Below are 22,941 nucleotides of genomic sequence, written 5' to 3' on the forward strand. Positions count from 1 at the left end.
TAAGTGGCCCACAACGCCATGCAGCGCATGAGTACGGCAATTTCGGGATGAGCGTCCCGGACACCCATTTGGGACCACTGATGAGGGTAATACTGTGCTTGAAGCCTACCGCAAACATATCGAAGAGCGCGCAGCACTGGGTATCGTTCCCCAGCCGCTAAACGCCGAACAAACTGCAGGCCTGGTCGAGCTGCTGAAGAATCCCCCGGCTGGCGAAGAAGCATTCCTCGTTGACCTGATCACCAATCGCGTTCCGCCTGGAGTGGACGAAGCAGCCTATGTCAAGGCCGGCTTCCTGTCCGCCATCGCCAAAGGCGAAGCCACCTCTCCCCTGATCGACAAGAAGCGCGCTGTTGAACTGCTCGGCACCATGCAGGGCGGCTACAACATCGTGACCCTGGTGAACCTGCTGGACGACGCCGAACTGGCACCAGTAGCTGCCGAAGAACTCAAGCACACCCTGCTGATGTTCGATGCCTTCCACGACGTCGCTGAAAAAGCCAAGAACGGCAATGTACACGCTAAAGGCGTGCTGCAATCCTGGGCTGACGGCGAGTGGTTCGTGAAGCGCCCGGTGCTGGCCGACAAGATCAGCCTGCGCGTGTTCAAGGTTCCTGGCGAAACCAACACCGACGACCTGTCCCCTGCTCCGGATGCCTGGTCCCGTCCTGACATCCCGCTGCACGCCCTGGCCATGCTGAAAATGGCTCGCGACGGCATCGTGCCGGACGCACAAGGCGTCACCGGTCCGATGAAGCAGATCGAAGAAATGCGCAATGCCGGCTTCCCGATCGCCTACGTGGGCGACGTGGTCGGTACCGGTTCTTCGCGTAAATCGGCGACCAACTCGGTTCTGTGGTTCTTCGGCGACGACGTTCCTTACGTGCCGAACAAGCGTGCCGGCGGTTTCTGCTTCGGCAGCAAGATCGCTCCTATCTTCTACAACACCATGGAAGATGCTGGCGCACTGCCAATCGAATTCGACGTTTCCAACATGAACATGGGCGACGTGATCGACCTGTACCCTCATGCTGGCAAAGTCTGCAAGCACGGCACCGACGAAGTCCTGACCACCTTCGAAATGAAGACGCCGGTGCTGTTGGACGAAGTTCGCGCTGGCGGCCGTATTCCACTGATCATCGGCCGTGGCCTGACCGAGAAGGCTCGCGCCGAGCTGGGTCTGCCACCTTCGGAACTGTTCAAGAAGCCTGAAGCACCGGCTGAAAGCACCAAGGGTTTCACCCTGGCGCAGAAAATGGTCGGCAAGGCTTGCGGCGTGACCGGCGTTCGTCCGGGCACCTACTGCGAACCGAAGATGACCACCGTGGGTTCCCAGGACACCACCGGTCCAATGACCCGTGACGAACTCAAAGACCTGGCGTGCCTGGGCTTCTCGACCGACCTGGTGATGCAGTCCTTCTGCCACACCGCGGCTTATCCAAAGCCGATCGACGTGACCACCCACCACACCCTGCCTGACTTCATCATGACCCGCGGCGGCGTTTCCCTGCGTCCGGGCGACGGCATCATCCACTCGTGGCTGAACCGCATGCTGCTGCCAGACACCGTCGGTACCGGTGGTGACTCCCACACCCGTTTCCCGATCGGTATCTCCTTCCCGGCCGGTTCCGGTCTGGTTGCGTTCGCCGCAGCCACCGGCGTCATGCCGCTGGACATGCCTGAGTCGATCCTGGTTCGCTTCAAGGGCGAACTGCAACCAGGCGTCACCCTGCGTGACCTGGTTCACGCCATTCCTTACTACGCGATCCAGGCTGGCCTGTTGACCGTAGAGAAGAAAGGCAAGAAAAACGCCTTCTCCGGTCGCATCCTGGAGATCGAAGGCCTGCCTAAGCTGACCGTCGAGCAAGCGTTCGAACTGTCCGACGCCTCGGCTGAACGTTCGGCGGCCGGTTGCACCATCCAGCTGTCCAAAGAGTCGATCGCTGAATACCTGCAGTCGAACATCACCCTGCTGCGCTGGATGATCGGCGAAGGCTACGGCGATGCACGTACCCTGGAACGTCGCGCCCAAGCAATGGAAGCCTGGCTGGCCAACCCTGAGCTGCTGGAAGCGGACAAAGACGCTGAATACGCCGAAGTCATCGAGATCGACCTGGCCGACATCAAGGAGCCGGTACTCTGCGCTCCGAACGACCCGGACGACGCTCGCCTGCTCTCCAGCGTTGCTGGCGAGAAGATCGACGAAGTGTTCATCGGTTCGTGCATGACCAACATCGGTCACTTCCGCGCTGCCGGCAAGTTGCTGGAACAGGTCAAGGGTCAGTTGCCAACCCGTCTGTGGCTGTCGCCGCCGACCAAGATGGACGCTCACCAGCTGACCGAAGAAGGCTACTACGGCATCTACGGCAAGGCCGGCGCACGCATGGAAATGCCGGGCTGCTCGCTGTGCATGGGTAACCAGGCGCGTGTAGAGCCGAACTCGACTGTCGTGTCGACTTCGACCCGTAACTTCCCGAACCGTCTGGGTGACGGCGCGAACGTCTACCTGGCTTCGGCCGAGCTGGCGTCCGTGGCTTCCATCCTGGGTCGCCTGCCGACCGTCGAGGAGTACATGGAATACGCTGGCAAGATCGACAGCATGGCGGCCGATGTCTACCGCTACCTGTCCTTCGACCAGATTGCCGAGTTCCGTGAAGCTGCTGCGAACGCCAACATCCCGGTCGTTCAAGCCTAACGCTGCAACGCAATGAAAAACGCCGCCCATCGTGAGAGGGGCGGCGTTTTTTTATGCCTTCAATTTGAACACCGCCCCTGTGGGAGCGAGCCTGCTCGCGAAAGCGTCAGCACATTCAACATTGATGCTGGCTGACCCACCGTCTTCGCGAGTAGGCTCGCCCCCACATTGGGTTATGCGTACGGCTTGAGCGCCTGCTGCACCGCCCCATCCACACTCAACCCGCTCAGCATCACCCCATTGGCCTCAACCTCTGGCAACATCGCCAAAGCCGTCTGTGCATCGTCCTTCAGACGCGCCAGAATCAGCCGTTTGCCTTCCTGATGCACCCGCACAAAAAACTCCTGCAATGCCTCGATGCTGGTACCGTCCAGATCTGGCGATTCCTCAAGACTGAGGATCACCGCATGAACCGGCGTTTGCGAATGCCGGATCAAGTGCAAGGCACCGCCAAGAATCCGCTCGATGTTGGCAAAGAACAACGCCTCACCCGGCCGCACAATCAACACGCCCGGCACCGTTTGCGCCGTTGGATGGCGCTGCAGGTCGACAAAGTCGTGACCGCCATCGATGCGCCCCAGGATCTGGATATCCGCGGCCGACATCTGCTTGAGCATCAAAAGCACACTGATCGCCACGGCGACCAGCAAGCCGTCCAGCACCCCCAGCACCAGCACCGCGCCCACGGCGCAGATCACCAGCAAGCGGTCTCGGCGCCAGACGAAATAGCGTCCAAGCGGCTGCAGGCTCAAGCCCCGCCCCAGGGCATGGATGACGATGGCGGCGAGGATCGGTTCCGGGGTCAGGGCGATGTAAGGCAGCACCGTCAGGACAATTACCAGCACCACCAGCGCCGCTACGATACCGGCCAGGCGCGAAGTGGCGCCCGCTGCCTCGTTGGCCGATGTCGCCGAGTACCCTGCCCCCGCCGGCATGCCATGAAACAGCCCTGAGAGCAGATTGGAGGCCCCCAGCGCCAGCAAATCCCGGTTCGACCTGACGCGGTCACCGTGTTTAAGCGCGTTGGCACTGATCGAGCCGTAGGTCTCCGCGTACAGGATCATGACCATGGCAAACCCCAGTTCGCCCAAACGCAGCCAGTCGGCAAACGGCAGTACCGGCAGCTTCGGCACCTCCAGGCTCAGGTCGATCACGCCGATCAGCTTCACGCCATAGGCCGGCAGGTCCAGCCACTGTCCTGCCGCAATGCCGATCACCACCACTAACAAACCACCCGGCAAGCGCCGAAACCGTGCAAACAGCCATAACAAGACCAATGCCACGGCGCCGACGCCCGCTGCCACCCAGTTCCATTGCGGCAGTTGCTCCAGCAGTTGCGGCAGGAAGCGCACCAGGTTGGCATCAATCAAATGCACGCCGACCACGCTGGCGACCTGCTTGAGGATGATGGTCAGCGCCAGGCCAAAGGCAAAACCACGCAGCACCGGTTTGGCAATGAACGAGGTCACACTGCCGAGCTTGAACAACCCGGCCAGCAAGAAAAACGCCCCGGTCACCAGCACCAGGCCGAAGGCCAGGGTCGAACGAAGCCCGGGGTCGCCATTGGCCAGGGTGGCGGTCGCCGCAGCCAGTACGGCGGCGGAGGATGAAGTGGCCGAGACAATCGCAAAGCGGCTGGTGCCGAACAGGCCATAACACAGTAACCCGGCAAACAAGGCGATCACCCCGGCCTGGGGTGCCAGTGCGGCGATGCTTGAATAGGCGACCGCTTCGGGCAGCAACAGGCCGGCAATCGACAAGCCGGCCAACAGGTCCTGCCAGCGGTTGGGTTGCTCGGTGGGATAAGCCTTTGGGGCGTTCGACAATCCAGTGTCTCCAGGCAAAAAAAAACCGCTGCACGTTTTACGCGCAGCGGCCACTGTAGCTGAAAATCCTTGAATTACGCGGTCAGCGAGTAGATCAACGCTGAAATCGCCACCAGGCCGACCGCCACCACAAATACGTTTGACGCCTGGCCGCGATAACGCGCCATGGCCGGTACCTTGCGGATGGCGTACATCGGCATCAGGAACAGGATCGCCGCAATCACCGGCCCCCCCAGGGTTTCGATCATGCCGAGGATGCTCGGGTTCAGGGTGGCGACGATCCAGCACACCACCAGCATGAACGCCGCGACAATACGGTCCAGGGTCTTGGCCGCCGGACGCTTGCCGCTCTTGACGATCAGGCCCTTCAGCCCCTCGCTGGCGCCGATGTAGTGCCCCAGGAACGACTTGGAAATGGCCACGAAGGCAATCAACGGCGCCGCGAAGGCGATGGTCGGGTTGCTGAAGTGGTTGGCCAGGTACGACAGGATCGACAGGTTCTGCGCTTTCGCCTCGGCCAGTTGCGCCGGCGACAGGGTCAGCACGCAGCTGAACACGAAGAACAACACCATCACCACCATCAAGGCGTGAGCCCGGGACAGGATCTGCGAGCTACGTTCTTCGGCGTGCTCGCCGTAACGGCGCTTCTGGTCCACGGCGAACGCCGAGATGATCGGCGAATGGTTGAACGAGAACACCATCACCGGAATCGCCAGCCACAGGGTGTGCAGCAACGCGGACGGCTCGGGCAGCGTACTGGCCGTGCTCAGGATGCCGCCATTCCAGTGCGGAATCAGGAACACCGCCAGAAACAGCAGTGCGACGATGAACGGGTAGACCATCAGGCTCATGGCCTTGACGATGACCTGCTCGCCGCAGCGCACCACGGCCAGCAGGCCGAGGATCAGCACGAACGACAACACCGCCCGCGGAGGCGGCATGATGTGCAGCTGGTGTTCGAGAAAGCTGCCCACGGTATTGGTCAGGGCCACGCTGTAGATCAACAGGATCGGGAAGATCGCGAAGAAGTACAGCAAGGTGATCAAGGCACCGGCCTTGAGACCGAAATGCTCTTCTACCACTTCGGTGATGTCCGCGCCTTCGCGACCGGACAGCACAAAGCGGGTCAAGCCGCGGTGTGCATAGAACGTCATCGGGAATGCCAGCACTGCCAGCACCAGCAGCGGCCAGAAGCCACCCAGGCCCGCGTTGATCGGTAAAAACAGGGTTCCCGCACCAATCGCCGTGCCAAACAGGCCCAGCATCCAGGTGGTGTCCTGGCGGTTCCAGCTCGAAAGGGTTGCGGGTGTCGCTGCTACAAAGCGTTCGTTAACGCTATTGGCCTGATCATTCATCCGGTGGGATCTCCACATTCCGGTCACTTGCCACCCGGCCAGAACGCGTCGGAATACCCGACAGGCAGCGCCCTGGCCGAAACAGGGGCGCGATTCTGGAGGATTAGTGAACAGAAGCAAAGACTTAGGTGAGGAACGGTGGTACCAATTTGAGATCGCGTGAACACCAAATTCCCCTGTGGGAGCGAGCCTGCTCGCGATAGCGGTGGCACATCCAGCATTCAAAGTGACTGAAACACCGCTATCGCGAGCAGGCTCGCTCCCACAATGAAGAGCTGCATCTCATCACTCCCTGCTTGATAAAGGTTATCCATCATGTATTTTAACTCAACCTGCTCACCTTCCGGAGTCTTCCCATGCCACTGGTTCGCGTCGACCTCAAGAAACAGCATGACCCCACCTACGCCAAGCGTATCGGCCAACAGATCTACGCCGCCCTGCGCAGCGCCATCGGCGTGCCGGAAAACGATAACTTCCAGATCCTCGCCGAACACGACGAACAGCATTTCATCTTCGATCCCCAATACCTGGGCATCCAGCGCAGTGACGGCCTGGTGGTCATCCAGATCACCCTGAGCGAAGGCCGGACCCTGGAGCAGAAAAAGCTGCTGTATAAAACCATCGTCGAAAACCTCAATACCCAACTGGCCGTGCGCCTGGAAGATGTTTTCATTAACCTGGTGGAAGTGAAGAAAGAGAACCGGTCGTTCGGCAACGGGATTGCCCAATACGCCCTCTGACAACCACCTATTGACCTGTGAGCCAGCCATGCCCCGCGTTTCCCGCAAACAAGCCGACCTTAACCGCGAAATCATCGTCGAGGCCGCCACCCGGCTGTTTCGCGAGCGCGGCCTGCACGGGATCAGCGTCGTCGACGTCATGGCCGCTGCGGGCCTGACCCATGGCGGTTTCTATGGCCACTTCGAATCCAAGGAAGCGCTGGCCAGGGAGGCCAGTGAACGGGCATTCAAGGAGGTGGGGGCGAAATGGCGCGAACGGATCACCGGCGAAAACAAAGCGCAGGCACGGCGAGCCTTGATCGAGCCTTACCTGTCGGCCTACAGCCGCGACAATCCCGGTGAAAGCTGCCCGGTGGTGGCCTTTGCCGGCGACATGTGCCACGAGCCCACCGACAGCGCCTTGCGCGAACCCTTCATGGCCGGCTTGAATCGCCTGCTCGAGGCCTTCAGTCAATTGATGGACTCGCACGATCCCGCGGCAAACCGGCAGCAGGCGCTGGTGCAATATTCGCTGATGGTAGGCGCGTTGACACTGGCCCGGGCCACCCGGGGTGATCCGCTGTCGGAGGAAATCCTCGAGGCGGCGCAGTCCTTCCTGACAGACCCCCCTTCCTTGGCCTGAAAATTCGCTGCGATCAAAAAAGCTCGCAGGCTGCGCCAGCTCCTACACTTAGGAGCATGGCTGTTGCCAATCTGCCCCGCTGCCAGCACTCTCAACCGACGTTCGAGCCCGACGATCCGCGCCCACAGGAGCAAAGCATGCCTGCAACCGTTCTGGTACTGGTTGAAACCATCAATGATTACCTGCCCATTCTCGAACGCCAGGGCTTTCACCTGATCCTGGCGCCCACGCCTGCCGAGCGCGCCGAGGCCATCAGCCGGCACAGCGGCCAGATCGACGCCGTCCTGACCCGTGGCCCGCTCGGCCTCTATGCCGACGAAATCGCCGCCCTGCCCAACCTCAAGATCATCTGCGTGATTGGCGCAGGTTATGAGCAGGTCGACCTGCAAGCCGCCGCCGACCGCGGCCTCACCGTCACCAATGGCGCCGGGGTCAACGCCTCCTCGGTGGCGGACCATGCCATGGCACTGCTGTTGTCGCTGGTGCGCGACATCCCCCGCTGCGATGCCGCCGTACGCCGGGGAGAATGGCCGAAAATCATGCGCCCTTCCCTGGCCGGCAAGCGCCTGGGCATTCTTGGCCTCGGCGCGGTTGGCATGGCCATCGCCAAACGCGCCGGCGCCGGCTTCGACATGAGCGTGAGCTACCACAACCGCCAGCACCGCAGTGATGTGCCCTACAAGTTCTGCTCGACCCCCACCGAACTGGCGCGCGCCTCGGACTTCCTGATCGTCGCCACTCCGGGCGGCCTGGGCACCAAGCACCTGATCAACAAACAGGTGCTCGAAGCCCTCGGACCCAACGGTTTTTTCGTCAACATCGCCCGCGCCAGCGTAGTGGTCACCGCCGACCTGATCAGCGCGCTGGAGCAACGGCGGATTGCCGGTGCCGCGCTGGATGTCTTCGACGCCGAGCCCAAGGTACCGGATGCCCTCAAGGTCCTGGCGAATGTCATTCTCAGCCCGCATGTGGCCGGGCTGTCCCCCGAGGCCACCCAAGGCACCGTGGAACTGGTGGGCCGCAATCTCGTGGCGTTTTTTTCCGGCCAGCCGGTGCTGACCCCCATCGAGCTGCCAAAGGGCGTGACCCAGGCCGTCCAGTAAGACAATTCAAACAGATGTATCAAAAACAATGATTGCCCGGCAACACGCTCACCTATAAGGGCCGGCGGAGGTTGTGGGTACCGGGTGCGCGCATTAGATTAGCCAATAGTTTCAGGCCACCAGAATAAGCAGAAGGGATAAGCATGGCGCTTACTGACCAATCCACCCGCACCCGCACCGGCGAAGAGCTCGATGCCAGCCTGATCGATCCATACCTCAAGGCCCACATTCCAGGCCTGAGCGGCCTGCCACGCATCAGCCAGTTCCCGGGCGGTGCGTCGAACCTCACCTATTTGCTCGAATACCCCGAGCAAGAATTCGTCCTGCGTCGCCCGCCATTCGGTCACAAGGCCAAGTCCGCCCATGACATGGGCCGCGAATTCCGCATCCTCAACCAATTGCGCGACGGCTTCCCGTATTGCCCCAAGGCCTACGTGCACTGCACCGACGAAGCGGTGATCGGCGCCGAATTCTATGTGATGGAGCGGGTCAACGGCATCATCCTGCGCTCCGAACTGCCGCCGGAACTGGGGCTGGACTCGGCAAAAACCGAAACCCTGTGCAAGAGCTTCATCGACAAGTTCGTCGAGCTGCACCGTGTCGACTACAACGCCTATGGCCTGGGTGACCTGGGCAAGCCGCAAGGCTACGTGGCACGGCAGATCAAAGGCTGGAGCGAGCGCTACGAGAAAGCCCTGACCCCCGACGCGCCGCACTGGGAAGCGGTGAAAGCCTGGCTCAACGACAAGATGCCGGCCGATCACCCGACCTCCAGCATCGTGCACAACGACTACCGCTTTGACAACGTCATCCTCGACCCGAACAACCCGATGCAGATCATCGGCGTGCTCGACTGGGAACTGACCACCCTGGGCGACCCGCTGATGGACCTCGGCAACACCCTCGCCTACTGGATCGAAGCCAGTGACCCGGCGCCGGTACAGCTGATGCGCCGCCAGCCCAGCCACGCTCCGGGCATGCTGACCCGCCGCGAATTCGTCGACTACTACGCCGAGCGTTCCGGCATCGAGATCGACAACTTCGACTTCTACTACACCTACGGCCTGTTCCGCCTGGCTGGCATCGTGCAGCAGATCTACTACCGCTTCTACCATGGCCAGACCCAGGACAAACGCTTCGCGCAGTTCATTCACATGAACAAATTGCTGGAGCAGATGAGCCTGCAGGTCATCCACAAATCCAGCCTCTGATACAACACAGCCCTTGTAGGAGCCCGGCTCGCCGGCTCCTACGAACAGCGATTCGGCTCCATAACAAGGAAAAACCATGTCCAAGACTCAGTTGTTCGACCTCGACGGCAAGATCGCTTTCGTCTCCGGCGCCAGCCGTGGCATCGGTGAAGCCATCGCCAAACTGCTGGCGCAGCAAGGCGCCCACGTGATTGTCTCGAGCCGCAAGCTTGAAGGCTGCCAACACGTCGCCGACGCGATCATCGCCGCCGGTGGCAAAGCCACCGCCATCGCCTGCCACATTGGCGAAATGGAGCAGATCAGCCAGGTCTTCGCCGGTATCAAGGAACAGTTCGGGCGCCTGGACATCCTGGTCAACAACGCCGCGACCAACCCGCAATTCTGCAACGTGCTGGACACCGACCTCAGCGCCTTCCAGAAAACCGTCGACGTCAATATCCGCGGCTATTTCTTCATGTCGGTGGAAGCCGGCAAGCTGATGCGCGAGAACGGCGGCGGCAGCATCATCAACGTCGCGTCGATCAACGGCGTGTCGCCGGGCATATTCCAAGGCATCTACTCGGTGACCAAGGCGGCGGTGATCAACATGACCAAGGTGTTCGCCAAGGAATGCGCGCAGTTCGGCATCCGTTGCAACGCGCTGCTGCCGGGCCTGACCGACACCAAATTCGCTTCGGCGCTGGTGAAAAACGAGGCCATCCTGAATACCGCGTTGCAACAAATCCCGCTCAAGCGCGTAGCCGATCCGAGCGAGATGGCCGGTGCGGTGCTGTACCTGGCGAGTGATGCCTCAAGCTACACCACCGGCGTTTCGCTGAACGTGGACGGTGGCTTCCTGTCCTGACCTGATACGACCCTGTCAATGTATGAGCGAGACTGCTCGCGATGGAGGTCAGAGCGCCGCGGGGTGTCAGGCACCCTGCGTCATCGTTGCCGTTTTTCGCGAGCAGGCTCGCTCCTGCACAAACTTGGCGCTTTGTTTACTGTGTGACGCACCGCGTCACGGTGGTTTCGCGCGTCACCTGCCCTTCCGCCCGCATATCGCCCATTACTTGGGTGCTATCGGAGGTCTGGCAGGTCTTTTCAGGCGGTGGCGGTGGTGCGGCAGGCGGTGGCGGTGGCGGACTGGCGCAGCCGCCGAGAATGATTGCGCAGAGCGACAGGGGTGCAAAAACGCGTTTCCCAAGACTTTTCATAGGTTGACCCGCGATAAGGGATGTACACATTTGTGTGACAACAGAACCCCGCCGGAAAGTTCACGGGGGGTCGCAGAAATATCACTTTTGTACTTTTTTATCGCGCATTCAGCCGTCCTGGCATGGCTAACCTGGCAATTCCTACACTACCGGGTCCGGGCGTTGCAGGCTGTTGCTTTGCAGTTCGTAGCGCAATTCTTCGAGCAGTGCCGCCACCGATTCGGGTGACTGCAGCCTGGCCACGTTCAACCCACTGACCACCAGATCGACTTGTCCGGACACCGGGTCGTAAAGCTTGATGGTCAACGAATGATCGCCGGAGACATTGCACTCACAAGCCAAGGGCGAAAAGGTCCGTTCAATTTGCGTGCGTAACTGGGACACCTGAATCATTGCGATAACCCGGTGTTGCAATCAAATGCGCTGGTGGGGCGTTCGTCGTGCATGGCTGTTCCTTTAGCATCCGAGAAACGGGGAATGATCCAGAACTGTCATCCACCCGCTCTTAGGCTACTGCTTGGCAAAGCCACTCAGAACGTAAATTTGCACCCCACACACTAGTGCATTTGCACCTTACCGCTGGCCCTTCGTGCCCCATTGACTGGAAAACAACCCGCGCTCGCGCGCCCAGACAATCGCTTCGCTGCGGCTGTGCACATCGAGTTTGGAATACACCGTCGCGACGTGGTTGCGCACGGTGTTAGGCGCCAGTTTCAAGCGCGCGGCGATCTCCTTGTCCGCCAGGCCCTCACAGATCAATTCCAGCACGTCGCGTTCCCTGGCCGTCAGGTCGGTAAAAGCCACGCTGGGCAGCTGCGGCGATTTGACGTGTTTCACGTTGGCGAGTTTTTCGATCAGCATCCGGCTGAACCAGGAGGCGTCTTTCATCACCTCTTCAATGGCCGACAGCATCTCGAGCTCGGTGTGTTTGCGCTCGGTGATGTCCATCAACACCAGCAGGTAGCAAGGGCTGTCCTGGATATTCACGGTATCGGCACAGACGACGCAATCGATCAGTTCGTCGTCTTTCCTGCGCACGCGTACGTCAATGCGGTCCAGACTTCCGGTTTTCTCCAGGGCAGTGAAGAGCCGTGTCCGGGCGCCCTTGTCATGGAAGACGTCGATATCGGCGATGGTTTTGCCGAGCACTTCTTCGTTGGCGTACGCGAGGGTAACCAGAAACGCCTCATTCACATCCATCACCACTTGATCGCTGGCGCTGCACACCATGATCGGCACCGGGCTCAGGCGAAAAGCCTTGGCAAAGCGTTCCTCACTCTGGCGCAGGGCAACCTCGGCCTTGTGCCGGGGCTCCATGTCGACAAAGGAAAACAACATGCAGGCTTCGTCATTGAGCTCCAGCGGCTGGCCGGCCACGATGACTTGCTTGTTGCCACCGTCGGCCAATCGCAACTCGGCCTGCATCTGCGGAATGGTCGCGCCTTCGCGCAGGCGCTGCTTGGCCAGCTCCTTGTTTTGCGCCTGCTCCAGCACATCCAGTTCATAGGTCGAAGTACCAATCACCTGGTCTCGGGAGTAACCGGTCATTTCGAGAAACCCGGGATTGACCTTGATGTAGCGCAAGTCACTGAGACGGCAGATGACGGCCGGTGCCGGGTTGGCGGCGAAGGTTTTCTCGAAGCGTTGCTCGGCACTGGCCCAGTCAGTGACGTCGTCCATGATCAACACCAACGATTCCGGCTCATCGTGGCTGTCGGCCAACACCATGCTGCGTACGCGATGGACCCAGGTGCGCTCTTCGTCTGCAACGGACGTGACCTCGACCAGTACATCGCTGAACGTTTCGCCCCGCGCCACCCGGCTGATCGGGTAGCTGTCGACCGGCACCGGGTGATGGTTGCGATAACGCAAGGCGAAGCGTTTGGCGTACGCCCTGGCATCGGCGCCGAGGTCGCTGACCCGTTCGACACCGTGCATGGCCAGCGCCGCCTCATTGGCCCAGAGGATGCTCTGGTCGGGATCGAGCAAAATCACCCCGTCGGACAGACCGGCGATGATCTGCTGCAATTGCCGGCGGTTGGTTTCGGTGGTCAGGACGTCCTGGCTCATTGGATCTCCACGCGTAGTGCCTCTGTGAAGGTTACGACCACAGGCGTTCATGATCGTGCAACCTGCGGCAGTTCCTACAGGGGAAGGGTGTCGAGGTCTTGCACGACGAGTTCACGCAACGTATCGAGAAACAGCTTGAGCACCGGAGAATCATCGTCCGCACGGTAGGTGGCGTACAACGGCACTTCCGGCAAGGCCGGGGTCAGGCGCCGGAATACCAGGCCGGCCGGCGCCAACTGCTCGATGGACGCAGGCAGCAGTGCCACGCCGAAACCGGCGCGCACGAGGCTGAGCAGGGTTTGCACTTCAATCACCTGCTGGCGGATCTGCGGTGTGAACCCGGCCTGGATGCAGCACTGGTAAAGAAAGTCGGCAAACCGCGACTGCTTCAGTTCCAGCGCCACGAACGGCTCCTGGGCAAGGTCAGCGGGTGCCAGGCTGTCGCGTCGGGCCAAGGGGTGGTCCATTGGCATCACAACCCGGATCGGCTCGTAGATCAGCAGCTCGTTGCGCAGTTGCGGATCGTCATAGCCGACCCGGAACACGCAGGCATCGATGCGCTTTTCCTTGAGCGCCTTGACCTGCGCGGCGGGGGTCATTTCATGCAAGCGCCAGTTCACCTGAGGGTAACGCTCGCGAAACAGGTGCAAGGCCCGTGGTAGCACCCCCACCATCACCGAACTGATCATGCCGATTTCCAGCTCGCCCAACTGACCACGACCGGTCTGACGCGTCAGGTCCAGGGCACGGTTGAGCTGCTCGAACACCAGTGGCGCCTGCTCCTTGAGCATCTGCCCGGCGGCTGTCAGTTCGACCCGGTGGTGGCTGCGTTCGAACAGCGGCGTGCCCAACTCTTCTTCCAGCAAACGAATCTGCTGGCTCAGTGGCGGTTGGCAGATGTGCAGCCGCGTGGCAGCCCGGCCGAAATGCAGTTCCTCGGCCAGCGCCATGAAGTAGCGCAGCAATCGCAAGTCCATGGTGGCTACCCCAGTGTCAGTGGCGTCGAGCGCTGGCGCACGCCGGTCAGGCTGAACAGGGCATTGGCGATGGCCGGGGCTACCGATGGGCTGCCCAGTTCGCCGACACCTCCTGGCTTGGATGGCTCACCTTCGACCAACAGGATGTCAACCTCCGGCATGTCCGACATGCGTGTCACGCGGTAGTCATGGAAGTTGCTCTGCACCACCCTGCCTTGCTTGATGTCCATGCGGTCGAACAAGGCATGGCCGAGGCCCCACATCAGGCCGCCATAGATCTGCTCTTCGACGCCGCCGGGTGAAACGGCCAGGCCGCAATCGACCACGCAGGTGAGCTTCTCGACTTTGGTCTCGCCGTCCTTGTGCGCCACCCGGGCGACCACCGCAATGAAACTGGTGTAGCCCTGGTTGGTGGCGATCCCCAGCGCCGTCCCTGGCGGTAGTGGCTGGCCCCAACCGGCACGCTCGGCGGCGCTTTTGAGCACTGCCACATGGCGCGGTCGGTCTTGCATGTTGGCCAGGCGAAACGCCAAGGGGTCCTGGCCTGCGCCGTGGGCCAGTTCATCCATGAAGCTCTCCACGGCGAACACGTTGGGAATGAAGCTCACCGAGCGATACCAGCCGCTCGGCACGGCGCTTTCGTGCTTGACCCAGACCAGATCCAGATGGGGCGGACGATAGGCGAAGTCCCATGCAGTGATGGCTTCGGTGGTGCTGTAGTCCATCTTGTCCGGGCGCTCGAAATAGCCCGGCTCCCACTGCTCCGGCGAGGCCGGCGACACCACGTTGAGCTGTAGCGCGGCCAGGCGTCCCTGGGTGTCCAGCGCGCCTTTGGCCCGGTGCAAAGTGGCCGGGTGCATGAACAGCGAGCGCATTTCGTCTTCGCGACTGTTCATCAGTTTCACCGGCACCTTGGCCTGCTGCGCCAGGTAGGCGACTTCGAACAACCAGTATTTGGCCTCCCGGGCACCGAAACTGCCACCGGACACCAGCTCGTTGATAGTGACTTTGTCCTTGGCGATCTTGCACACGGTTTGCGCGGCTTCCAGCGCCGATGAAGGCACCTGCACACCGCCCCAGTAAGTGATGGCGTTATCCTTGACCTGCGCGGTGATGCAGATCGGCTCCAGCGGATTCTGCACTTTGTAGGGCATGCGGTAATCGGCTTCGAGCAGCTTTGCAGCGACCGGCCATTGTGCGTTCACATCACCCGCAGCCATCGCGGTCACCCGCTGCGCGCCCTGGTCATCCAGCGCCGCAGCCTGGGCCTTGGCCAGTTCATCACTGTCAAACCCCTCCAACGCAGAGCCACTCCACTTCACCTCGAGCAATTCACGGCCCTGATGCGCGGCCCAGTAGCTATCCGCCAACACCGCCACGCCTTCGACGTTGCCGCCAAGGACATCGGGACGCCCCGGCACCTTGATCACCTTGCGCACGCCCGGCACTTGCAACGCAGCCGCGCTGTCCACCGACACAACGTTCGCCCCCACCACGGGAGCCCGTTCAATCACCGCCACCAGCATGTCCGGCAACACCACGTCGATGCTGTACTTGAAGCGGCCGCAGACTTTGGCCCGGGCGTCGCGCTTGTGCCGCAGTTTGCCGATGTACTTGAACTGCGCCGGGTCCTTGAGCGCGACCGTGGCCGGTGCCGGCAGATGCGCGGCGACGTTCACCAGTTCACCGTAGCCGAGGCTGCGTTTACTCGCTGCATGAACCACACGGCCTTCGTCGGTGGTGCACCCGTCGGGGCTGACTTTCCATTGCCTGGCAGCCGCCGTGACCAGCAGCGCCCGGGCGGTGGCGCCAGCCATGCGCAGACGCTCGTACTCCAGCGATACGCTGGTGCTGCCGCCGGTGGAGAAGACTTTCCAGATCGGATGAATGTAGGTCTCGAAGAACGGATCTTCCGGCGAGATCACCTGCACGGTCATCGGGTCGACGTCCAGTTCCTCGGCGACGCACGCGGCCAACGCAGTGTGCGTGCCGGTGCCGGAATCGTGTTTGTGCACCACCAGCTTGACCGTACCGTCGGGCAGGATTCGCACCCAGGCGTTGGGTTCGAACTCGCCGACAGGCGCAGGGACTTTCAGGTCAGTCGCAGCCAGGCCCGCAGGCAGGTAAAACGCAATGGCCAGACCGCCGGTAACGGTTGCGGTTCGCTGCAGAAACATGCGCCGCGAAAGATTCATCGGGGACATCGTCATCACGCCTCCTTCGGCGCAGACGCCGCACGCTTGATGGCCTTGTTGATCCGACCGTAAGTGCCACAGCGGCACAGGTTGCCGGACATGGCATTGCGGATCGCATCGTCGGTGACCGTCACCCCGGTGTTGAGCAATGCGGCCGCGGACATGATCTGACCGGATTGACAGTAGCCGCATTGCGGCACATCTTCGGCAACCCAGGCCAGTTGCAGCGGATGCTGTTCGGTGGGCGACAAGCCTTCGATGGTGGTGATGCGGTGCCCCGCCACGGCGGCGACCGGCACCTGGCAGGAACGCACCGCGACACCGTCCAGGTGCACGGTGCAGGCACCGCACAGGCCCATGCCGCAACCGAACTTGGTGCCGGTGAGTTTCAAGTGGTCACGCAACACCCATAACAAGGGCATGGAGGGCGATGTCTCTACCAGCTCGCGTCGTTCGCCGTTTACCGTGAATTCGATCATTGTCAGGCTCCAAGAGAGCGGCCCGTCTTTGTGCAGGCCTGGTGCTCGATTATTGGGAGCCTTGGGAAAATCGGGCCAGCGACGATTTCTGCCATCCTGTGTAAGTAGGACTAACAGCATGTACAAGCGATACCCGTCGGTGCAGTCCATGAGTGCGTTCATCCAGGCGGCCCGTAGCGGCAGTTTCTCCAGTGCCGCGCGCAAACTCGACCTCACCCACAGCGCCATCAGCCAGCAGATCCGCGCCCTGGAAGACTTCATCGGCCAGCCGCTGTTCGTGCGCGAAGGCGGCGGCAGCAACCTGACCGACGCCGGGCAACTCTTCGCCAGCGTGCTGTCCGACGGCCTGGCACAGATCGACCGGGCGCTGTCTTCGGTGAAGAACCGCAGCGTGGCGCAGCGGCTGACCCTGGATGTCGACAGCGAACTGGCCCAGAGCTGGCTCAATCCGCGCCTGCCGCAGCTGCTGGATCTGTTGCCCGGGCATGAGGTGGTGATGCTGTCGATGCCGCGATCGGATCGCAGTGCGTTCGAACGCGTGGACCTGGCCTTGCGCTACGGTTATGGCGATTGGGAAGACTGCGAGATGACGCAGATTTGCGGGGATCGGGTGATGGCGGTGGCGTCGCCTGAGCTGCTGGAACGCCAGGGTGTGCAACGGCCGTTGAGTCCGGAGCAGATCCTTGAATTACCGTTATTGGGCTACACGCGACGGTCGTGGATTCCATGGCTGGATGCGGCGGGAATGCCACCCGTCGAGCCACCGGCACGGGTGGTGTTCGATAACGCAGCGAACCTGATTGCCGCTGCAGAAGCCGGCGTTGGCGCAGGGTTGGTGCGTGGGTTGCTGGCGGCGGACGCCTTGCGCAGCGGGCGGCTGGTGGTGTTGAACGAGGCGCGGATTGCGGCGCATTACAACCTTTACGCCGTATGGCCGCCGGGGCACGGTGAGCGGGTGGCGCCGGTGGTTGAGGCGATCAAAGAGTTGGCTTTGCGTACACAATCCTGACGCCTTCGCTGGCAAGCCAGCGCCTACAGGGGATCGCGATCATTTGTAGGCGCTGGCTTGCCAGCGAAGCGGCCGGCGCATCCGCCACCCATCTCCCCATATCGAACGCATATCAAACCCCCGCCCAATTAATATTGTACGAACCTCACCCCCCCTTCCAATACTCCTCCCCAAGCAGCCAGCGTCCCGAGCCGGATGCGACCAGGCGAGGGAATGCGTGAGCCTTCACGCATAGAAATGGCCGATTGCCCGGACGTGGCTGCTTGTGAACCGCAAGGTTCCCTTCCCGCTATCAGGAGATCGACTTCAATGATCATCGATATCAGCTGCTATCCCACCGATCTGGTGGACCTCGCCTGGAGGCATGACGGTGACCCGTTCACCGGCGAGCGTCTGCTGGAGATGATGGATGGCCCGTACATGGTCAACGGCAAACCTCGCCGCATCGACAAAGCCTTCATCCAGCCGCCCCAGGGCAACACCATCTACACCTGGACCGATGGCGACCTGACCGGTCGCGAGTCCATCGACGCCTACATGGCCTACACCCTGAAAATGGTCCAGACCTACCCGGATCGCTTCATCGGTTGCTTCGTCTACAACCCGCGCTGCGGCGTGGAAAACGGTGTCGAGGCGATCGAGCGCTACGTCAAGGAACACGGTTTCAAGATGGTGCAGATGCAGGCCAACATGCACGCCTACCGTCCCGACCGCGCCCTGGATTGGGTGCGTCCGGCCTTCGAGAAATGCGCCGAGCTGGGCATCCCGGTCAAGCTGCACACCGGCGACGGGCCCTACAGCATCCCGTCGGAATGGGTGCCGATGATCAAGGAATTCCCCAACGTCGATTTCATCATGGCGCACTTCGGCGTGCAGACCGGCGGCGTCTACGTGTTCGAACCGATGCAATGGGCGATGGAGCTGCCGAACGTCTACTGCGAATCCGGCTGGTGCCTGCAATCGCGGATCGTCGAGTTCGCCAAGGTCCTGCCGACCCACAAGATCCTCTTCGGCACCGACACTCCGCCGAACGAACCAGGCATGTGGCTGCGCCTGCTCGAAGTGCTGTGCCACGAACCGCCGCAAGGCCTGAACCTCGACGAGGACACCCTGGAGGAATACCTGGGCAACAACACCGCCCGGATGATCGGCCTCGAACCAACCCCGCCGCCACGTTCCGTTGCCGAAGCAGAGGCGCAACTCAAGCGCCCCCTCACCACTCAACTGGCCAGGAGCTGAACCGATGATCATCGACACCCATCTGCACCCCACCAACCTGGTCGACGAGGCCTGGCGCCATACCGGCGAACCCTTCACCGGCGAGCGCATGCTCAAGCTGATGGACGGCCCGTACATGATCAATGGCAAGCCGCGCCGCATCGACATGGGTTTCATCCAGCCACCACCGGGCAACACCGGCTACCGCGACGGCAACCGCCGCGGCCGTGAAGGCGTGCGCGACTACATGTCCTACGTCGCCGAACTGTGCGTGAAGTACCCCGACCGCTTCATCGGCAACTTCAACTTCAACCCGCGCTGGGGACCGGAAAATGGTGCGGCAGAGCTGGAATTCCACATCAAGGAATACGGCTTCAAGATGCTCAAGCTGCACGCCAACATGCACGGTTATCGCCCGGACCGGGCGCTGGACTGGCTGCGTCCGGCAATGAAAGTCTGCGCCAAGTACAACATCGTCGTGCTGATCCACACCGGCGACGGCCCGTACACCATCCCGACCATGTTCTACCCGATCATCCGCGAGTTCCCGATGGTCAATTTCATCATCGGTCACTTCGGCATCCAGACCGGCGGCAACTACTCGTTCGAGGCGTTCTGGATGGCCATGGACACGCCGAACGTGTACTGCGAATCCGGCTGGTGCTTCCAATCGCGGATCGTCGAGTTCGCCAAGGACCTGCCGCGCAACAAGATCGTGTTCGGCACCGACTCACCGCCGAACGAGCCGGGCATGTGGCTGCGCGAGCTGGAGGTGCTGTGCTCGCCGGCGCCGCAAGGCCTGGGCATTGATGAGGATCACCTGGAGGACTACCTGGGCAACAACATCGCCCGGTTGTGCGGCATCGAACCGACGCCGCCACCCAAGGACCTGGCCGAGGCGGACATTCGTCTGACCACCACCTACCTCTAGCGCCAACCTTGTAGGAGCTGGCTTGCCAGCGAAGAGGCCCGTGAGTCGTGTGCGGCTTTTACGGACGCCTTCGCCGGCAAGCCGGCTCCTACAAATAACCGCATCGTTTTTCACGAGGTGAAACCATGACCCTCTCGACGCTCGGCGATACCCAGGATTTTCACGATTTTCTCGACGCCTATCGCCGGCAATACCCGGACGATGTCCTCGCCGTCCAGCAATCCCTCAGCGCCGACCAGGACGTCACCGCCCTGGTCGATGCCCTCGCCAGCCAGGGTCGCGACCCGCTGCTGATCTGCGAAAAAGTCGGCAACTTCGGTGCGCCGGTGGTCACCAACCTGTTCGCCTCCCGCACCCGCATCGCCCGGATCTTCGGCGTCGCCCCGGCGCAATTGCACGAGACGTTCCAACAGCGCGCCAACCATCCCATCGCCCCGTGCTATGTCGAGACCGGCCCTGTGCTGGATGAAATCTTCGAAGGCGAAGCGGTCGACCTCGCATTGCTGCCGATGCTCAAGCATTTCGCCAGCGACCGCGGCCCCTACATCACCAACGCGATCATCATTGCCGAAGACCCGGTTAGCGGTATCGCCAACATGAGCTACCACCGCTCAATGCGCCATGCCCGGCAGACCCTGGCCACCAGCCTGCATTCGCGTGGCCATCTGTGGCGCATGCTGCAAACCGCTCGCGAACGTGGCGAAGAACTGCGCGTGGCCATGGTGGTGGGTGCGCACCCGCTGTTCATGCTCGCGGCCGCCGCACGCCTGCCCTTCGGCAGCGATGAACGCGCGGTGGCCGGCGGTCTGTTTGGCGAGCCGCTGCAGCTGGTCAAGACACCTCGTTATGGCATCGGCGTGCCCGCCTTCGCCGAATTTGTGCTCGAAGGTGCGATCGATCCGACGGCCTATGCCGAAGAAGGCCCGTTCGGTGAGTTCAGCGGTTACTCCTCGGATCGCTCGACCAACAACGTGCTGCGGGTCGACACCCTGATGCGGCGCAAGGACGCCTGGCTGGTGGACGTGGTCGGTGGTCGCTACGCCGAACACCTGACCCTGGCGCGGCTGCCCCGGGAAGCGGAGATGAGCGAGAAACTCAAGGCGCGCTTCCCCGCCGTCACCGCCGTGCACTACCCCAACTCCGGCACCCATTTTCATTGCTACGTCGCCCTGGAGCAGAGCCGCGACGGCGAGGCACGGCAGATCATGCTCGCCCTGCTCGGCTGGGACCCTTACCTGAAAACCGTGATCGCGGTGGACAGCGACATCGACATCAGTGACGACAGCCAGGTGCTATGGGCACTGGCCACGCACTTCCAGCCGCACCAGGACATTTTCGTCATCGATGGCCTGCCCGGCAGCCCGCTGGACCCGTCGTCCTCGGTCAACGGTACCACCTCGCGCATGGGCCTGGACGCCACGCGCGGTTCGGGATTCGACGGGATCAAGGCGCAGCTTGACCTGGAGGTGGTCGAGCGCGCCCGCCAACTGCTCGCAGGCCTGCAATCATGAATCGCCAGCGCATGGTGGTCGGCATCAGCGGTGCGTCGGGGTTCATCTACGGCGTGCGCCTGCTGCAACTGCTCGCCGAACTCGACATCGAAAGCCACCTGGTCATCAGCCGCGCCGCGCTGCTGACCATGGCCCATGAAACCGACTACAAACTGGCTGACGTCACCGCGCTGGCCAGCCATTACCACCGCGCCGACGACGTGGCCGCCGGGATCGCCAGCGGTTCGTTCCGCTGCCTGGGCATGGTGGTCGCCCCCTGTTCCATGCGCACCCTGGCGGAGATCGCCACCGGCACCTCATCGGGCCTGATCGGCCGCGCCGCCGACGTCACCCTCAAGGAACGTCGCACCCTGGTGCTGATGGCCCGGGAAACCCCGCTGACCCTCGCCCACTTGCGCAACATGACGGCGGTCACCGAGATGGGCGGCATCATCGCGCCGCCCGTCCCGGCCTTCTACGCCCGCCCGCAAGACCTGGCGCAAATGGTCGATCACAGCCTCGGCCGCGTCCTCGATCTGTTCGGCCTCGATGCCGGCACGGCAACGCGCTGGCGAGAACCAGCAATCACACACCCCCCCTGTGGGAGCGAGCCTGCTCGCGAAAACGGTGAATCAGTCGCCACTTTCGCTGAATGACACACCGCATTCGCGAGCCAGCCCGCTCCCACAGTTGCAAGCACTGCGAGCCTTTAGTTAATCAAGGAGCATGACATGAACACGCCCTTCAACGCCCCAACCCCCAACACCAAGATCCCGGTGACCATCCTCACCGGCTTCCTCGGCGCCGGCAAGACCACCCTGCTCAACTACATCCTCAAGGAGAACCACGGGCGCAAGATCGCCGTGATCGAGAACGAGTTCGGCGAAGTCGGCATCGACGGCGATTTGGTGCTCAGCTCGGAAACCGAAGAAATCTACGAGATGGTCAACGGCTGCGTGTGTTGCACCGCCGAGGTTCGCGAGGACCTGGTGCGCATCGTCCGCGAACTGGTGGCGCGGCCGGTGCGACTCGATCATATCCTGATCGAGACCAGTGGCCTGGCCGACCCGTACCCGGTGGCCCAGAGCTTCTTCATCAACGACCCGATTGCCGATGAAGTAGAGCTCGACGCCATCGTCGCCATGGTCGACGCCAAACACATCGCCCAGCACCTGGAAGACCTGCAACTCGATGGCGTGGACAATCAGGCCGTGGACCAGATCGTCTGCGCCGACCGCATCGTCATCAACAAGGTCGACCTGGTCAGTGACGCCGAAGTGGCGGCCCTGAGCGAGAAAATCCGCGGGCTCAATGCCACGGCGGATCTGGTGACTTCCAGCTATGCCGAAATCGACCTGTCGAAAATCCTCGGCATCGGCGCCTTCGAGTCCACGCAAAAACTCATGGAAATCGGTGCCGAGCACGATCACCACGCCGACGAGCATCACCACGTCCACGACGAACCCGACCATGAGCACGACCCGAGCGTGACGTCGGTGGGCATTGCCGTGGACGGCGCAGTCAACCTGGGCGACTTCCACCGCTGGATCACCCGGCTACGCACCGAACAGGCCGACAACCTGTACCGCATGAAGGGCGTGCTGGCGGTGGCGGATCAGGACCAGCGCTACGTGTTGCAGGGGGTGCACAGCCTGGTCGAGTTCCGTGCGTCAACCTTGTGGGGCAGCGAACCGCGCTCCAGCAAGATCGTGTTCATCGGCCGCGACCTGGACCGCGCGGCACTGAACCAGGGCTTCGCCGCCTGCCTGGCAGGCTGAAAAAAGGCATCGGAGCCGGTGGATGGCGGTTCCGGGCACATGAACA

At 62.0% G+C, this 22,941-nt stretch carries 19 protein-coding genes; 12 read left to right on the top strand and 7 right to left on the bottom strand.

All coding sequences use genetic code 11. The features are described 5' to 3' along the window. Window positions 1-94: 94 nt before the first annotated feature. Complete coding sequence (acnB, locus tag BKX96_RS10785; RefSeq protein ID WP_046815634.1) at window positions 95-2,695, top strand: bifunctional aconitate hydratase 2/2-methylisocitrate dehydratase; 2,601 nt, start codon at window positions 95-97, stop codon at window positions 2,693-2,695. 173 nt (window positions 2,696-2,868) lie between these two features. Here acnB and BKX96_RS10790 read toward each other — a convergent pair whose 3' ends face one another. Together BKX96_RS10790 and BKX96_RS10795 are read right to left on the bottom strand one after the other, a co-directional pair. Continuing rightward, window positions 2,869-4,521 (bottom strand): SulP family inorganic anion transporter, encoded by a 1,653-nt coding sequence (locus BKX96_RS10790; protein ID WP_046815633.1) that lies wholly within the window; start codon window positions 4,519-4,521, stop codon window positions 2,869-2,871. A 74-nt stretch (window positions 4,522-4,595) separates the two neighbouring features. After that, on the bottom strand, window positions 4,596-5,876 hold the full coding sequence (locus BKX96_RS10795; protein WP_046815632.1) for a serine/threonine transporter: 1,281 nt from the start codon (window positions 5,874-5,876) through the stop codon (window positions 4,596-4,598). Window positions 5,877-6,232: 356 nt separating this feature from the next. Between BKX96_RS10795 and BKX96_RS10800 the strand changes: the two genes are divergently transcribed. The 5 genes from BKX96_RS10800 (at window position 6,233) to BKX96_RS10820 (ending at window position 10,396) form a co-directional block, all read left to right on the top strand. Further along, the gene (locus BKX96_RS10800) at window positions 6,233-6,616 is read left to right on the top strand and encodes a tautomerase family protein (RefSeq protein WP_077183812.1); all 384 of its coding nucleotides are present in this window, start codon (window positions 6,233-6,235) and stop codon (window positions 6,614-6,616) included. Between the two features lie 28 nt (window positions 6,617-6,644). Next, complete coding sequence (locus tag BKX96_RS10805; protein ID WP_077183813.1) at window positions 6,645-7,238, top strand: TetR/AcrR family transcriptional regulator; 594 nt, start codon at window positions 6,645-6,647, stop codon at window positions 7,236-7,238. Between the two features lie 137 nt (window positions 7,239-7,375). Further along, window positions 7,376-8,341 (top strand): 2-hydroxyacid dehydrogenase, encoded by a 966-nt coding sequence (locus tag BKX96_RS10810; RefSeq protein ID WP_046817433.1) that lies wholly within the window; start codon window positions 7,376-7,378, stop codon window positions 8,339-8,341. Window positions 8,342-8,484: 143 nt separating this feature from the next. Further along, window positions 8,485-9,552, top strand: coding sequence for a phosphotransferase family protein (locus BKX96_RS10815; protein ID WP_046817432.1), 1,068 nt, complete (start codon window positions 8,485-8,487; stop codon window positions 9,550-9,552). Window positions 9,553-9,628: 76 nt separating this feature from the next. Beyond that, the gene (locus BKX96_RS10820) at window positions 9,629-10,396 is read left to right on the top strand and encodes an SDR family oxidoreductase (protein ID WP_007976320.1); all 768 of its coding nucleotides are present in this window, start codon (window positions 9,629-9,631) and stop codon (window positions 10,394-10,396) included. A 493-nt stretch (window positions 10,397-10,889) separates the two neighbouring features. On the opposite strand, the gene BKX96_RS10825 is transcribed toward BKX96_RS10820, so the two are convergent. The 5 genes from BKX96_RS10825 to BKX96_RS10845 all read right to left on the bottom strand — a co-directional run bounded on the left by BKX96_RS10825 (window position 10,890) and on the right by BKX96_RS10845 (window position 16,469). Continuing rightward, a complete protein-coding gene (locus tag BKX96_RS10825) occupies window positions 10,890-11,141 on the bottom strand; it encodes a DUF1652 domain-containing protein (RefSeq protein ID WP_046817431.1) in 252 nt (83 codons plus the stop codon). 180 nt (window positions 11,142-11,321) lie between these two features. Beyond that, window positions 11,322-12,818: a helix-turn-helix transcriptional regulator gene (locus BKX96_RS10830; protein ID WP_077183814.1), complete on the bottom strand. Its 1,497-nt coding sequence runs from the start codon at window positions 12,816-12,818 to the stop codon at window positions 11,322-11,324. Window positions 12,819-12,892: 74 nt separating this feature from the next. After that, window positions 12,893-13,795 carry a LysR substrate-binding domain-containing protein gene (locus BKX96_RS10835; RefSeq protein ID WP_046817429.1) on the bottom strand — a complete coding sequence of 301 codons (903 nt, stop codon included), beginning with the start codon at window positions 13,793-13,795 and terminating at the stop codon, window positions 12,893-12,895. A gap of 5 nt (window positions 13,796-13,800) precedes the next feature. Further along, window positions 13,801-16,005 (bottom strand): xanthine dehydrogenase family protein molybdopterin-binding subunit, encoded by a 2,205-nt coding sequence (locus BKX96_RS10840; protein WP_077183815.1) that lies wholly within the window; start codon window positions 16,003-16,005, stop codon window positions 13,801-13,803. Next, complete coding sequence (locus BKX96_RS10845) at window positions 16,005-16,469, bottom strand: (2Fe-2S)-binding protein (RefSeq protein ID WP_077183816.1); 465 nt, start codon at window positions 16,467-16,469, stop codon at window positions 16,005-16,007. Before BKX96_RS10845 ends, BKX96_RS10840 begins: the two co-directional genes overlap by 1 nt. Window positions 16,470-16,587: 118 nt before the next feature. On the opposite strand from BKX96_RS10845, the gene BKX96_RS10850 reads away from it, so the two are divergent. The 6 genes from BKX96_RS10850 (at window position 16,588) to BKX96_RS10875 (ending at window position 22,895) form a co-directional block, all read left to right on the top strand. Further along, window positions 16,588-17,478, top strand: coding sequence for a LysR substrate-binding domain-containing protein (locus tag BKX96_RS10850; RefSeq protein ID WP_046817426.1), 891 nt, complete (start codon window positions 16,588-16,590; stop codon window positions 17,476-17,478). 309 nt (window positions 17,479-17,787) lie between these two features. Beyond that, a complete protein-coding gene (locus tag BKX96_RS10855; RefSeq protein WP_077183817.1) occupies window positions 17,788-18,717 on the top strand; it encodes an amidohydrolase family protein in 930 nt (309 codons plus the stop codon). A gap of 4 nt (window positions 18,718-18,721) precedes the next feature. Continuing rightward, window positions 18,722-19,627 (top strand): amidohydrolase family protein, encoded by a 906-nt coding sequence (locus BKX96_RS10860; RefSeq protein WP_008059304.1) that lies wholly within the window; start codon window positions 18,722-18,724, stop codon window positions 19,625-19,627. Between the two features lie 125 nt (window positions 19,628-19,752). Next, window positions 19,753-21,138, top strand: a complete 1,386-nt coding sequence (locus BKX96_RS10865; protein WP_046817424.1) for a UbiD family decarboxylase — start codon at window positions 19,753-19,755, stop codon at window positions 21,136-21,138. Further along, a complete protein-coding gene (locus tag BKX96_RS10870; RefSeq protein ID WP_077183819.1) occupies window positions 21,135-21,773 on the top strand; it encodes a UbiX family flavin prenyltransferase in 639 nt (212 codons plus the stop codon). Before BKX96_RS10865 ends, BKX96_RS10870 begins: the two co-directional genes overlap by 4 nt. Window positions 21,774-21,848: 75 nt before the next feature. Beyond that, on the top strand, window positions 21,849-22,895 hold the full coding sequence (locus BKX96_RS10875) for a CobW family GTP-binding protein (protein WP_077183821.1): 1,047 nt from the start codon (window positions 21,849-21,851) through the stop codon (window positions 22,893-22,895). The last annotated feature ends 46 nt before the right edge of the window (window positions 22,896-22,941 follow it).

Origin of the sequence: Pseudomonas putida, assembly GCF_001976065.1 — a bacterium.
GTDB lineage: Bacteria > Pseudomonadota > Gammaproteobacteria > Pseudomonadales > Pseudomonadaceae > Aquipseudomonas > Aquipseudomonas serbica.

Coding starts and splice junctions, on each gene's coding strand:
- BKX96_RS10795 (WP_046815632.1), bottom strand. CDS start 5,876: ATGAATGATCAGGCCAATAGCGTTAACGAACGCTTTGTAGCAGCGACA.
- BKX96_RS10800 (WP_077183812.1), top strand. CDS start 6,233: ATGCCACTGGTTCGCGTCGACCTCAAGAAACAGCATGACCCCACCTAC.
- BKX96_RS10805 (WP_077183813.1), top strand. CDS start 6,645: ATGCCCCGCGTTTCCCGCAAACAAGCCGACCTTAACCGCGAAATCATC.
- BKX96_RS10810 (WP_046817433.1), top strand. CDS start 7,376: ATGCCTGCAACCGTTCTGGTACTGGTTGAAACCATCAATGATTACCTG.
- BKX96_RS10815 (WP_046817432.1), top strand. CDS start 8,485: ATGGCGCTTACTGACCAATCCACCCGCACCCGCACCGGCGAAGAGCTC.
- BKX96_RS10820 (WP_007976320.1), top strand. CDS start 9,629: ATGTCCAAGACTCAGTTGTTCGACCTCGACGGCAAGATCGCTTTCGTC.
- BKX96_RS10825 (WP_046817431.1), bottom strand. CDS start 11,141: ATGATTCAGGTGTCCCAGTTACGCACGCAAATTGAACGGACCTTTTCG.
- BKX96_RS10830 (WP_077183814.1), bottom strand. CDS start 12,818: ATGAGCCAGGACGTCCTGACCACCGAAACCAACCGCCGGCAATTGCAG.
- BKX96_RS10835 (WP_046817429.1), bottom strand. CDS start 13,795: ATGGACTTGCGATTGCTGCGCTACTTCATGGCGCTGGCCGAGGAACTG.
- BKX96_RS10840 (WP_077183815.1), bottom strand. CDS start 16,005: ATGACGATGTCCCCGATGAATCTTTCGCGGCGCATGTTTCTGCAGCGA.
- BKX96_RS10845 (WP_077183816.1), bottom strand. CDS start 16,469: ATGATCGAATTCACGGTAAACGGCGAACGACGCGAGCTGGTAGAGACA.
- BKX96_RS10850 (WP_046817426.1), top strand. CDS start 16,588: ATGTACAAGCGATACCCGTCGGTGCAGTCCATGAGTGCGTTCATCCAG.
- BKX96_RS10855 (WP_077183817.1), top strand. CDS start 17,788: ATGATCATCGATATCAGCTGCTATCCCACCGATCTGGTGGACCTCGCC.
- BKX96_RS10860 (WP_008059304.1), top strand. CDS start 18,722: ATGATCATCGACACCCATCTGCACCCCACCAACCTGGTCGACGAGGCC.
- BKX96_RS10865 (WP_046817424.1), top strand. CDS start 19,753: ATGACCCTCTCGACGCTCGGCGATACCCAGGATTTTCACGATTTTCTC.
- BKX96_RS10870 (WP_077183819.1), top strand. CDS start 21,135: ATGAATCGCCAGCGCATGGTGGTCGGCATCAGCGGTGCGTCGGGGTTC.
- BKX96_RS10875 (WP_077183821.1), top strand. CDS start 21,849: ATGAACACGCCCTTCAACGCCCCAACCCCCAACACCAAGATCCCGGTG.